At 71.0% G+C, this 12,078-nt stretch carries 12 protein-coding genes; 8 read left to right on the top strand and 4 right to left on the bottom strand.

Features of this window, described 5'->3' with window-relative positions; translation table 11 throughout:
• Nucleotides 1–31: 31 nt before the first annotated feature.
• The 5 genes from ACWGJ5_RS14010 (at nucleotide 32) to ACWGJ5_RS13990 (ending at nucleotide 5,378) form a co-directional block, all read left to right on the top strand.
• The gene (locus ACWGJ5_RS14010; protein WP_453309982.1) at nucleotides 32–748 is read left to right on the top strand and encodes an ABC transporter ATP-binding protein; all 717 of its coding nucleotides are present in this window, start codon (nucleotides 32–34) and stop codon (nucleotides 746–748) included.
• Nucleotides 749–884: 136 nt separating this feature from the next.
• Nucleotides 885–3,443, top strand: coding sequence for an ATP-binding protein (locus ACWGJ5_RS14005; protein ID WP_453309981.1), 2,559 nt, complete (start codon nucleotides 885–887; stop codon nucleotides 3,441–3,443).
• Nucleotides 3,440–4,126 carry a response regulator gene (locus ACWGJ5_RS14000; protein WP_351208935.1) on the top strand — a complete coding sequence of 229 codons (687 nt, stop codon included), beginning with the start codon at nucleotides 3,440–3,442 and terminating at the stop codon, nucleotides 4,124–4,126. Before ACWGJ5_RS14005 ends, ACWGJ5_RS14000 begins: the two co-directional genes overlap by 4 nt.
• A 73-nt stretch (nucleotides 4,127–4,199) precedes the next feature.
• A complete protein-coding gene (locus ACWGJ5_RS13995) occupies nucleotides 4,200–4,598 on the top strand; it encodes an OB-fold nucleic acid binding domain-containing protein (protein ID WP_228616601.1) in 399 nt (132 codons plus the stop codon).
• Between the two features lie 3 nt (nucleotides 4,599–4,601).
• The gene (locus ACWGJ5_RS13990; RefSeq protein WP_453309980.1) at nucleotides 4,602–5,378 is read left to right on the top strand and encodes a DUF3159 domain-containing protein; all 777 of its coding nucleotides are present in this window, start codon (nucleotides 4,602–4,604) and stop codon (nucleotides 5,376–5,378) included.
• A 398-nt stretch (nucleotides 5,379–5,776) separates the two neighbouring features.
• Here the strand turns inward: ACWGJ5_RS13990 and ACWGJ5_RS13985 are convergent, their stop codons facing one another.
• The 3 genes from ACWGJ5_RS13985 to ACWGJ5_RS13975 form a co-directional block, all read right to left on the bottom strand.
• Complete coding sequence (locus ACWGJ5_RS13985) at nucleotides 5,777–6,454, bottom strand: potassium channel family protein (RefSeq protein WP_351607630.1); 678 nt, start codon at nucleotides 6,452–6,454, stop codon at nucleotides 5,777–5,779.
• Nucleotides 6,454–7,125 (bottom strand): NAD-binding protein, encoded by a 672-nt coding sequence (locus ACWGJ5_RS13980; protein ID WP_453309979.1) that lies wholly within the window; start codon nucleotides 7,123–7,125, stop codon nucleotides 6,454–6,456. Before ACWGJ5_RS13980 ends, ACWGJ5_RS13985 begins: the two co-directional genes overlap by 1 nt.
• 159 nt (nucleotides 7,126–7,284) lie before the next feature.
• Nucleotides 7,285–7,413, bottom strand: coding sequence for a hypothetical protein (locus ACWGJ5_RS13975; RefSeq protein WP_283844071.1), 129 nt, complete (start codon nucleotides 7,411–7,413; stop codon nucleotides 7,285–7,287).
• 161 nt (nucleotides 7,414–7,574) lie between these two features.
• Here ACWGJ5_RS13975 and ACWGJ5_RS13970 point away from each other — a divergent pair, with 161 nt between their 5' ends.
• The 3 genes from ACWGJ5_RS13970 (at nucleotide 7,575) to ACWGJ5_RS13960 (ending at nucleotide 11,363) form a co-directional block, all read left to right on the top strand.
• Nucleotides 7,575–9,626 (top strand): APC family permease, encoded by a 2,052-nt coding sequence (locus tag ACWGJ5_RS13970; RefSeq protein WP_453309978.1) that lies wholly within the window; start codon nucleotides 7,575–7,577, stop codon nucleotides 9,624–9,626.
• 100 nt (nucleotides 9,627–9,726) lie between these two features.
• Entirely contained in the window at nucleotides 9,727–11,055 is a 1,329-nt protein-coding gene (locus tag ACWGJ5_RS13965; RefSeq protein WP_453309977.1) for a class I SAM-dependent RNA methyltransferase, read from the top strand.
• Between the two features lie 173 nt (nucleotides 11,056–11,228).
• Entirely contained in the window at nucleotides 11,229–11,363 is a 135-nt protein-coding gene (locus ACWGJ5_RS13960; RefSeq protein WP_453309976.1) for a hypothetical protein, read from the top strand.
• Between the two features lie 120 nt (nucleotides 11,364–11,483).
• Here the strand turns inward: ACWGJ5_RS13960 and ACWGJ5_RS13955 are convergent, their stop codons facing one another.
• The gene (locus tag ACWGJ5_RS13955) at nucleotides 11,484–12,050 is read right to left on the bottom strand and encodes a TetR/AcrR family transcriptional regulator (protein ID WP_453309975.1); all 567 of its coding nucleotides are present in this window, start codon (nucleotides 12,048–12,050) and stop codon (nucleotides 11,484–11,486) included.
• Between the last annotated feature and the right edge of the window lie 28 nt (nucleotides 12,051–12,078).

The raw sequence follows: 12,078 nt of genomic DNA, 5'->3' as shown, positions 1-12,078 counted from the left end.
ATACTGGCGCCCCATCGATGGGGGAGGCGGTATGGGCGGACGGGTGGTCACCCGCACCATGGTGCGGGTCGAGGACGTCCACAAGTCGTACGGGCGTGGTGCCGCGGCCGCGCATGCCCTGCGCGGGGTCTCCCTCGAGGTGCGGCGGGGTGAACTCGTCGCTCTCAAGGGGCGTTCGGGGTCCGGGAAGACCACTCTGCTGAACATCGTCGGCGGGCTCGACACACCCGACCGGGGACGGGTCGAGGTCGACGGGCGGCAGCTGGGGGAGCTGGGCGAGAGCGAGCTGCTGCGGCTGCGCCGGGACCGGATCGGGTTCGTCTTCCAGTCCTTCGGGCTCATCCCGATCCTCACCGCGGCCGAGAACGTCGGCGTACCGCTCAGGCTGCGCCGTGCCGACCCGCGCGAGCGCGAGGAGCGGGTCGAGCTGCTGCTCTCCCTCGTCGGGCTGGCGGGGCACGCCGCCCAGCGGCCCGGCGAGCTGTCCGGCGGGCAGCAGCAGCGCGTGGCCGTCGCCCGCGCCCTCGCCAACCGGCCGGCCCTGCTCATCGCCGACGAACCGACCGGCCAGCTGGACGCCGAGACCGGGCACGCCGTCATGGAGCTGCTGCGGGCCGTCGTACGCAGCGAGGAGTCGGCCGACCGGGACGGAGCCCCGTCCGCGCTGGTCGCCACACACGACGCGACCCTCCTCGACCTGGCCGACCGGGTACTGGAACTGCGCGACGGCCAGATCGTCGAACACTGAACCGGCCGGCGGGTCAGCGGTCTCATCAGGGTTGCGTCAAAGTTGTCCGCCGCACGCCCCCTTGCCCCGTTTGCCGTAATTGTTGGCCGTAAGGTCGACGCTGCGTAGGCGGCAGTCACAGGAAGAGAATGGAGTCATGGCACGCGGCAAGCTTCGGATCTACCTCGGTGCGGCACCCGGCGTGGGCAAGACCTACGCCATGCTCTCCGAGGCACATCGCCGCGTGGAGCGGGGCACCGACTGTGTCGTGGCCTTCGTCGAGCACTACGGCCGGCCGCGCACCGAGGTGATGCTGCACGGCCTGGAGCAGGTGCCGCGCAAGCGGCTGGAGTACCGGGGCGCCACCTTCGGCGAGATGGACGTCGACGCCGTGCTGCGCCGGGCGCCTGCCGTCGCCCTGGTGGACGAACTCGCCCACACGAACATCCCCGGCTCGCGCAACGCCAAGCGCTGGCAGGACGTGGAGGAGCTGCTCGCCGCCGGGGTCGACGTGATCTCGACCGTCAACATCCAGCACCTGGAGTCACTGGGCGACGTGGTCGAGTCGATCACCGGGGTGCGGCAGCACGAGACCGTCCCGGACGAGGTCGTACGGCGGGCCGACCAGATCGAGCTGGTCGACATGTCCCCGCAGGCCCTGCGCCGCCGCATGGCGCACGGCAACATCTACCAGCCGGACAAGGTCGACGCGGCCCTGTCCAACTACTTCCGCCCCGGCAACCTGACCGCCCTGCGCGAGCTGGCGCTGCTGTGGGTGGCCGACCGGGTCGACGAGTACCTCAACGCCTACCGCAGCGAACACCGGGTCTCCAAGATCTGGGGCTCCCGCGAGCGGATCGTGGTCGGCCTGACCGGCGGTCCCGAGGGGCGCACCCTGATCCGCCGGGCCGCGCGGCTCGCCGAGAAGGGCGCCGGCGGCGAGGTGCTCGCCGTGTACATAGCCCGCAGCGACGGGCTGACCTCGGCCTCTCCGAAGGAACTGGCGGTCCAGCGCACTCTCGTGGAGGACCTGGGCGGCACCTTCCACCACGTCGTCGGCGACGACATACCGGCCGCCCTGCTGGACTTCGCGCGGGGCGTGAACGCCACCCAGATCGTGCTGGGCTCCTCGCGCCGCAAGGCCTGGCAGTACGTCTTCGGGCCCGGTGTAGGTGCCACGGTCGCCCGCGAGTCCGGTCCCGACCTCGACGTCCACATCGTCACCCACGAGGAGGTCGCCAAGGGCCGCGGACTGCCGGTGGCCCGGGGCGGCCGGCTCGGGCGGGCCCGGATCATCTGGGGCTGGGCGGTGGGCCTGGTGGGCCCGGCGGTCCTCGCGGTGCTGCTGAACACCGTCGGCCTCGGCCTCGCCAACGACATGCTGCTGTTCCTGTCCGTCACCGTCGCGGCGGCACTGCTCGGCGGCCTGCTGCCCGCGCTGGCCTCGGCGGCCTTCGGCTCGCTGCTGCTGAACTACTACTACACCCCGCCCCTGCACCGGCTGACCATCGCCGACCCCAAGAACATCGTCGCCATCGCGATCTTCTTCGGCGTCGGCATGTCGGTCGCCTCGGTGGTGGACCTCGCCGCCCGGCGCACCCACCAGGCGGCCCGGCTGCGCGCCGAGTCCGAGATCCTCTCCTTCCTCGCCGGGAACGTGCTGCGCGGCGAGACCAGCCTGGAGGAGCTGCTGGAGCGGGTCCGGGAGACCTTCGCGATGGAGTCGGCCGCGCTGCTGGAGCGGGCGGGCGACGTCGAGCCGTGGACCTGCGCCGGGCGGGCCGGATTCGGGCGCCCGCTGGAGCGGCCCGAGGACGCCGACGTCGACATGCCCGTCGGCGACCACATCGCGCTGGCGCTCACCGGCCGGGTGCTGCCCGCCGAGGACCGCCGGGTGCTCGCCGCCTTCGCCGCGCAGGCCGCCGTCGCCCTGGACCGCCGGCGCCTGCAGGAGGAGGCCGACCAGGCCCGGGCGCTCGCCGAGGGCAACCGCATCCGCACCGCGCTGCTCGCCGCCGTCAGCCACGACCTGCGCACGCCCCTCGCCGGCATCAAGGCGGCGGTGTCGAGCCTGCGCTCCGACGACGTGGACTGGTCCGAGGAGGACCGGGCGGAGCTGCTGCAGGGCATCGAGGAGGGCGCCGACCGGCTGGACCACCTCGTCGGCAACCTCCTCGACATGTCCCGCCTGCAGACCGGTACGGTCACCCCGCTGATCCGCGAGATCGACGTGGACGAGGTCGTACCGATGGCCCTCGGGGGCGTCCCCGAGGGCAGCGTCGAACTGGACGTGTCCGAGAGCCTGCCGATGGTCGCGGTCGACCCCGGGCTGCTGGAGCGGTCCGTGGCCAACCTGGTGGAGAACGCCGTCAAGTACAGCCCGAAGGGCCGGTCCGTGGTGGTCTCCGCCAGTGCCATGGCCGACCGCGTCGAGGTGCGGGTGGTGGACCGCGGGCCGGGCGTGCCGGACGCGGCCAAGGACCGGATATTCGAGCCGTTCCAGCGCTACGGTGACGCCCCGCGCGGCGCCGGGGTCGGGCTCGGCCTCGCCGTCGCCCGGGGCTTCGCCGAGGCCATGGGCGGCACCCTCAACGCCGAGGACACGCCGGGGGGCGGACTGACCATGGTCCTCAGCCTCCGCGCGGCAGGATCGCGTCCCGAGCCCCTCGAATCGGGCCGGGACCTCGCAGAACCAGAAAGGCAGACGACTCTATGACCCGGGTGCTCGTGGTCGACGACGAGCCGCAGATCGTGCGCGCCCTCGTGATCAACCTCAAAGCGCGCAAGTACGAGGTCGACGCGGCGCCCGACGGCCGTACCGCCCTGGAACTGGCCGCCTCCCGGCATCCCGACGTGGTCGTGCTCGACCTGGGTCTGCCCGACATGGACGGCGTCGAGGTGATCCGGGGCCTGCGCGGCTGGACCCGCGTGCCCATCCTGGTCCTGTCCGCCCGGCACTCCTCGGACGAGAAGGTCGAGGCGCTGGACGCGGGCGCCGACGACTACGTCACCAAGCCGTTCGGCATGGACGAGCTGCTGGCCCGGCTGCGGGCCGCCGTGCGCCGGGCCGAGCCGGTCGGGCCCGGCGAGGACGACCTGACGACCGTCGAGACCGAGGGCTTCACGGTCGACCTGGCCGCCAAGAAGGTCAACCGTGCCGGCAAGGACGTCCGCCTCACCCCGACCGAGTGGCACCTGCTGGAGGTGCTGGTGCGCAACACCGGCCGCCTGGTCAGCCAGAAGCAGCTGCTGCAGGAGGTGTGGGGGCCGTCGTACGGCACCGAGACCAACTACCTGCGCGTGTACATGGCCCAGCTGCGGCGGAAGCTGGAGACGGACCCCTCGCACCCGAAGCACTTCATCACCGAGCCGGGTATGGGATATCGCTTCGAGAAGTGAGCGGGCCGCGAAGTGGCCGCCGCGAAGTGAGCTGGGCTACGGCGGTGTCGGTGGGCCCCGGTACGCTTCACGTATGAGTGCTGTTCCTCGTTCCGAAAAGCCGGCGGGCCGGTTCCGGCGCATGCTCGACCGGCTCTCCTCGTCGCAGGAGGACCTGGAGTCCGAGGAACTGCGTGAGGACGCCGAGACCACGGGCTGTACGAAGATCGGCGACTGCCACGACCGGCAGATCGTCACCGTAACTGGTACCTTGCGCACGGTCACCCTGCGTCCGCGCGCCGGGGTCCCCGCCCTGGAGGCCGAGCTGTTCGACGGCTCCGCGGCGCTGGACGTGGTGTGGCTCGGCAGGCGTTCCATCGTGGGCATAGAACCGGGGCGCATGCTGATCGCATCGGGCCGGATCTCGATGAGCCGGGGCCGCCGGGTGCTGTTCAACCCGAAATACGAACTGCGACCCCTCGGACGGGAGTAGCCGGTGACGTCCCTCGACAAGCCGACCGAAGGCACCGACCAGAGTCCGCCCGACGGGACCGGCGATGCCCGTGCGGTGACCGAGGCCGCGCTCTTCGAGGCGTTCGGCGGTGTCCGCGGCATGGTCGAGACGGTCGTGCCGGGCCTGCTCTTCGTCGCGATCTTCACGGTGAACAAGAACCTGCACGTGTCGGCGATCGCCGCGCTGGCCGTGTCCCTGGTCCTGGTCGTGGTCCGGCTCGCGATGAAGGACACCGTCAAGCACGCCTTCAGCGGCGTCTTCGGGGTGGCCTTCGGCGTCGCCTTCGCGATGTTCACCGGCAACGCCAAGGACTTCTACCTCCCCGGCATGCTCTACACGCTGGGCCTGGCGCTGGCCTACATCGTCACGACGCTCGCCGGTGTTCCCCTGATCGGCCTCATCCTCGGCCCGGTCTTCAAGGAGAACCTCTCCTGGCGCACCCGCAACCCCGGCCGCAAGAAGGCCTACGCGAAGGCCAGTTGGGCCTGGGGCCTGATCCTGCTGGCCAAGTGCGCGATCCTCTTCCCGCTGTACTGGTGGTCCGACACCACCAAGCTCGGCTGGGTGCTGGTCATCCTGAAGATCCCGCCGTTCCTGCTGGCGGTCTGGCTCACCTGGGTCTTCCTCGCCAAGGCCCCCGCGCCCATCGACGTCTTCGCCGAGATGGAGGCCGAGGAACAGGCCGAGAAGGAGCGCAAGGAGGCGCTGGCGGCCGAGGGCGGCGAGACGAGCGGGGGACGGCACCGCCGGGAGGCCTAGGCCCTGCCGTCACATTCCCCTCTGCCCCGCGACGCCTGGCACGCTCCCTCAGAGGCGGTGCCCCCGGCTCTCCCCCAGCCTTCGGCCGGGGGACCCCCAGAGCACGCACCAGACGCCGCGGGGCCGCCCTTCGGGCGACGACGGGAACGTGGGACGGGAACGGGAATGTGACGACAGGCCCCGGCCACCGCGGCATCGCGGCTTCGCACCGGCCCGGGATCCACCGAGGTCCCGGGCCGTTCGCATGGCCTCCTGGCGGTGAAGGGGCGTGTGCTGCCGCGGCACCGGCGTGAGCGAGCGGCGCGCAGCCGACGGTCAGGGGCAGCGTTCGAGCGTCCGCACGCGAGGGGCCCGGTGGATCCGACGATCCCCGGGCCCTCGGCGCGGCAGCGCACGGGCTAGCTCGACGTGTCCTCGCGCCGCACCGACAGCAGCTCCTCCAGCTGTTCCTCGCGGGCCTGGGCGGCCACGAAGAGGAGTTCGTCGCCCGGCTCCAGGGAGTCCTCCTTGGACGGGGTCAGGACGCGGGTGCCGCGGATGATGGTGACCAGGGAGGTGTCCTCGGGCCACTCGACGTCTCCCACCTGGGTGCCGGCCAGGGCCGACTCCTCGGGCAGGGTCAGCTCGACGAGGTTGGCGTCGCCGTGGCTGAAGCGCAGCAGCCGGACCAGGTCGCCGACGCTCACCGCCTCCTCGACCAGGGCGGACATCAGGCGCGGGGTGGAGACAGCCACGTCCACGCCCCAGGCCTCGTTGAACAGCCACTCGTTCTTCGGGTTGTTGACGCGGGCGACGACGCGCGGGACGCCGTACTCCGTCTTGGCGAGCAGCGAGACGACCAGGTTGACCTTGTCGTCGCCGGTCGCGGCAATGACGACGTTGCAGCGCTGCAGCGCCGCCTCGTCCAGGGACGTGATCTCGCAGGCGTCGGCCAGCAGCCACTCCGCCTGGGGCACCCGCTCCACCGAGATGGCGGTCGGGGCCTTGTCGATGAGCAGAACCTCGTGGCCGTTCTCCAGCAGCTCGCCCGCGATCGAGCGGCCGACGGCACCGGCTCCGGCAATGGCGACCCTCATCAGTGACCGCTCTCCTCTTCCGGGCCCTGGACGAACGCCGCCTCGACCTTCTCGACGTCGTCCGACCGCATCATCACATGCACGAGGTCGCCCTCCTGCAGCACAGTCTGCGAGGTCGGCAGGATCGCTTCGCCGAGGCGGGTCAGGAACGCCACGCGGACGCCCGTCTCCTCCTGCAGCTTGCTGATCTTGTGCCCGACCCACTTCGGGGAGGCGTGCACCTCGGCGAGCTGCACCCCGCCGGTGGGGTCGCGCCACAGTGGCTCGGCACCGGAGGGCAGCAGCCGGCGCAGCATCTGGTCGGCGGTCCAGCGGACCGTCGCCACGGTGGGGATGCCGAGGCGCTGGTAGACCTCGGCGCGACGCGGGTCGTAGATACGGGCGGCCACGTTCTCCACGCCGAACATCTCGCGGGCCACGCGCGCGGAGATGATGTTGGAGTTGTCACCGCTGGAGACGGCGGCGAAGGCGCCGGCCTCCTCGATGCCGGCCTCGCGCAGGGTGTCCTGGTCGAAGCCGACACCGGTGACCCGGCGGCCCCCGAAGCCAGGGCCCAGCCGACGGAAGGCGGTCGGGTCCTGGTCGATCACGGCGACCGTATGGCCCTGTTGCTCCAAGGTCTGGGCGAGAGCGGAACCCACTCTCCCGCAGCCCATGATGACGATGTGCACGACCGTCCTTCCGATGTCAACAAGTTCTCTGAGGTTATTGACCTGGTCTTAACAGGTTCTCAGACCGAGGCCCAAAGCTACACATGGGCGCAGGGGGGTGGGCACCCCCCTGTGCGGGTTCCTCGTGATCAGGGTCGGCGATCATGCCCGTGGGCGGCGTCAGCGATCGGTGTCCGCGATCACCGGGGGCGGGGGCCGGCGAGTGATGCTGCGCACGCTGCACAGGGTCAGGATTCCGAGGCCGAGCAGGGCGAGCGTCGCCCCGATCAGCTCCGCGGTCGCGGGCATGGGACCTCCGAGGTGCGATGACATGCGGGATCTGCCATCTAGGCACGGTGAGCGCGCGGACCACGGAATCCGCAGTTCCGAGCGCCTCTGAATTCACTCGTGAGGCAGATCCGGGACACCGGGTGGGCGGGTGGCTGTTCGAAGGCCTACGATCCTCTCTCGTGTCCAAACTGACCGACGTGCCCAAACGGATCCTCATCGGGCGCGCACTGCGCAGTGACCGGCTGGGCGAAACGCTCCTGCCGAAGCGCATCGCACTCCCCGTCTTCGCCTCCGACCCGCTGTCCTCCGTCGCCTACGCGCCGGGGGAAGTTCTCCTGGTCCTGTCCATCGCGGGCGTGTCGGCGTACCACTTCAGCCCGTGGATCGCCGTCGCGGTCGTGGTGCTGATGTTCACCGTGGTCGCCTCCTACCGGCAGAACGTGCACGCGTACCCGAGCGGCGGCGGCGACTACGAGGTCGCCACCACGAACCTGGGCCCCAGAGCCGGCCTCACGGTTGCCAGCGCCCTGCTCGTGGACTACGTCATGACCGTCGCCGTCTCCATCGCCTCAGGCATCGAGAACCTCGGGTCGGCGGTCCCCTTCGTGGTCGAGCACAAGGTGCTGTGCGCGGTCGTCGTGATCGTGCTGCTGACCCTGATGAACCTTCGGGGCGTGAAGGAGTCCGGCAAGCTCTTCGCGATCCCGACGTACGTGTTCGTCGGCGGCGTCTTCGTCATGATCGCGTGGGGTGCCGTCCGGGGCCTGATCCTCGGGGACGCCATGCGCGCCCCGAGCGCCGGCTACCACATCAACGCCGAACACCAGGGCCTCGCCGGCTTCGCGCTGGTCTTCCTCCTGCTGCGCGCCTTCTCCTCCGGCTGTGCGGCACTGACCGGTGTGGAGGCCATCTCCAACGGCGTCCCGGCCTTCCGCAAGCCCAAGTCGAAGAACGCGGCGACCACCCTCGCGCTGATGGGCGTGCTGGCCGTCACCATGTTCTGCGGCATCATCGTGCTCGCCATGACGACCAAGGTCCGCATGGCCGAGAACCCGGCCACCGACCTGATCCGGGGCGGCCACCCGCTCGGCTCCGGCTACGTCCAGAACCCGGTGATCTCCCAGGTCGCCGAGGCCGTCTTCGGCAAGGGCAGCTTCCTGTTCGTCGTCCTCGCGGCGGCGACGGCCCTGGTCCTCTTCCTGGCGGCCAACACGGCGTACAACGGCTTCCCGCTGCTGGGCTCGATCCTCGCCCAGGACCGTTACCTGCCGCGCCAGCTGCACACCCGCGGCGACCGCCTCGCCTTCTCCAACGGCATCGTGCTGCTCGCGGGCGCCGCGGCCCTGCTGACCGTCATCTACGGCGCTGACTCCACGCGTCTGATCCAGCTGTACATCGTCGGCGTGTTCGTGTCCTTCACGCTCAGCCAGACCGGCATGGTCCGGCACTGGAACCGGCACCTCGCGGTCGAGCAGGACCCGGCCAGGCGCCGCCACATGATCCGTTCCCGCGCGATCAACGCGTTCGGTGCCTTCCTGACCGGCCTGGTGCTGGTCGTGGTGCTGGTCACCAAGTTCACGCACGGCGCCTGGGTGGCCGTCGTCGGCATGTGCATCTTCTACGCGACGATGACCGGCATCCGTAAGCACTACGACCGTGTCTCCGAGGAGCTCGCCGCCCCGGACGACCCGGACGACGAGATGGTCCGCCCGTCCCGGGTCCACTCGGTCGTCCTGATCTCCAAGATCCACCGCCCGACGCTCCGCGCCCTGGCCTACGCCAAGCTGATGCGCTCGGACACCCTGGAGGCGCTGACGGTCAACGTCGACCCGGCCGAGACCAAGGCGCTGCGCGAGGAGTGGGAGCGGCGCGGCATCGACGTACCGCTGAAGGTCCTGGACTCGCCGTACCGCGAGATCACCCGCCCGGTGATCGAGTACGTCAAGGGCCTGCGCAAGGAGTCGCCGCGCGACGCGGTCTCCGTGATCATCCCCGAGTACGTGGTCGGCCACTGGTACGAGCATCTGCTGCACAACCAGAGCGCCCTGCGCCTGAAGGGCCGCCTGCTGTTCACGCCCGGCGTGATGGTGACCTCGGTGCCGTATCAGCTGCAGTCCTCCGAAGCGGCCAAGCAGCGGGCCCGCAAGCGGCAGGAGTGGAGCGCGCCGGGTGCAGTGCGGCGCGGCCCGGCGGCGGACCGGCCCAAGCAGCCGTCGGCGACGAAGGACTGAGCCCGGGGCTCGGCCTGTGGTGAGCGGCCGGACGACAGCCACGTAGACTGGTGGGCTGTTGTCCGGCCGTTTCCCGTTCCTGATCTGGAGTCACCCCGCCATGCAGGCAGAACCGAAGAAGTCGCTGGTCGGGGAGGAGTACGAGGTCGAGATCGGCCCCGTCGCCCACGGCGGCCACTGCATCGCCCGCACGGCCGAGGGCCAGGTGCTGTTCGTCCGGCACGCGCTGCCCGGCGAGCGGGTGGTGGCGAGGGTGACCGAGGGCGAGGAGGAAGCCCGCTTCCTCCGCGCGGACGCCGTACGGATCCTGGAGGCGTCGAAGGACCGCATCGAGGCCCCCTGCCCGTTCGCCGGTCCCGGCCGCTGCGGCGGCTGCGACTGGCAGCACGCCAAGCCCGGCGCCCAGCGCCGCCTGAAGGGCGAGGTGATCGCCGAACAGCTCAAGCGGCTCGCGGGCCTCACGCCCGAGGAGGCCGGCTGGGACGGGACGGTGATGCCGGCCGAGGGCGACAAGCTGCCGTCGGGCCAGGTCCCGCAGTGGCGCACGCGCGTGCAGTACGCCGTCGACGCCGAGGGCCACGCGGGTCTGCGCCGCCACCGCTCCCACGAGGTCGAGCGCATCGACCACTGCATGATCGCGGCGGAGGGCGTCAGCGAGCTGGGCATCGAGCGGCGGGACTGGACCGGCATGGAGTCCGTCGAGGCGATCGCGGCGACGGGCTCGCAGGACCGCCAGGTGATCCTGACGCCGCGCCCGGGCGCCCGCCTCCCCCTGGTCGAACTGGACAAGCCGGTGTCGGTCCTCCGGGTCGACGAGAAGTCCGGCGGGGTGCACCGCGTCCACGGTCGCCCCTTCGTCCGCGAACGCGCCGACGGCCGTACCCACCGCGTGGGCAACGGCGGCTTCTGGCAGGTCCACCCGAAGGCGGCGGACACCCTGGTGACGGCGGTCATGCAGGGCCTCCTCCCGCGCAAGGGCGAGATGGCCCTGGACCTCTACTGCGGCGTGGGCTTGTTCGCGGGGGCACTGGCCGACCGGCTCGGCGAGAAGGGCGCGGTCCTCGGCATCGAGTCCGGCAAGCGCTCGGTGGAGGACGCGCGGCACAACCTGGCCGACTTCCCGCGGGTCCGCATCGAACAGGGCAAGGTCGAGTCGGTCCTGCCGCGCACGGGCATCACCGAGGTCGACCTGATCGTCCTGGACCCGCCCAGGGCGGGCGCGGGCCGCACGACGGTCGCCCACCTCTGCGCCCTCGACGCCCGCCGCATCGCCTACGTCGCCTGCGATCCCGCGGCGCTGGCCCGCGACCTGGCGTACTTCCGCGAGGGCGGATACCGGGTGCGGACGCTTCGGGCGTTCGACCTGTTTCCGATGACGCATCATGTGGAGTGCGTGGCGATTCTCGAGCCTGCCGAAAAGGGTCGCTGACCTGCTGTTTTAAGCAGTGTGCGTGATGTGGACCGTGGGCGTTGCGGGCGACGTACGTGACGCACGAACGACGTACGTGACGCATGTTTGACGCACGTTCGAGCACGTTCTGATGGGGCGTCAGGCCGGGTTTCGTGCAGGTGGCGCTTGACGGAGTGCCGGGTGCAGAAGGTTTGCCGGCCAACGCGATCGTCTTCCACAACGCGCTGGACATCGCCGAGATCGTCCGGCAGTTGCAGGACGAAGGAGAGAACACCCCGATCTGCGGCGACGACCCGCCGGCCGACGGATTCAGCCGGGCCGCGTGAGCCAACCAAGGGTCGGATCCCTGAGCCGGCGGGCGCGTGTCGGCGAGCACCTCACGGAGCCCTGGCACGGCGTCCGAGGGCCGGCACCTTCGTGCTCTGCTCCCGCGGACCAGGCTGAGGTCACAGCAATCGGTCGACCAGCCCGTCGACGTAGTCCGGGGTGAGCGGGCCCATGCCGAACAGGACGCGGATATACATCGGGGCCAGCACGTGGTCCAGCACGCCGAACGCGTCGGGTGCGTGCTCGCCGCGTTCGCGGGCGCGATCGAGCATGGACTGCAGTTGCCGGGCGCGTTCGGCGAGGAGGTCGTCACGCGCCTGCAGGCCCTGCTGACCGGTGCTCGACAGAGCGACGGACAGGCGCAGCAACGCCAGGCCGTCGGGTCCGGTGATCTCGCGGGCCACGTTGGCGGCGTAAGCGCGCAGGTCGCCGGCCAGACTCCCGGTGTCGGGCATCGGCGACCGCGCGTTGAGACGGGTGAGCGCCACGTCGGTGAGCAGGGTTTCCAGGCTGCCCCACCGGCGGTAGATGCTGCTGTCGGCCACGCCCGCGCGGGCTGCGACCTCGCCGACGGTGAACTTGCCGTAGCCGCGCTCGCTGATCAAGTTGGTGACGGCCTGGTGCACCGCCGCGCCGACGCGGGCGCCGCGCCCGCCGGGTCGCCGGGCTCGCTGTCGCTCGTCCATGCCCCCACCTTAACGCAGTCGGGACTTG

This window comes from Streptomyces sp. NPDC054783, from assembly GCF_053611725.1.
This window is presented reverse-complemented; position numbering and strand designations above follow the sequence as displayed.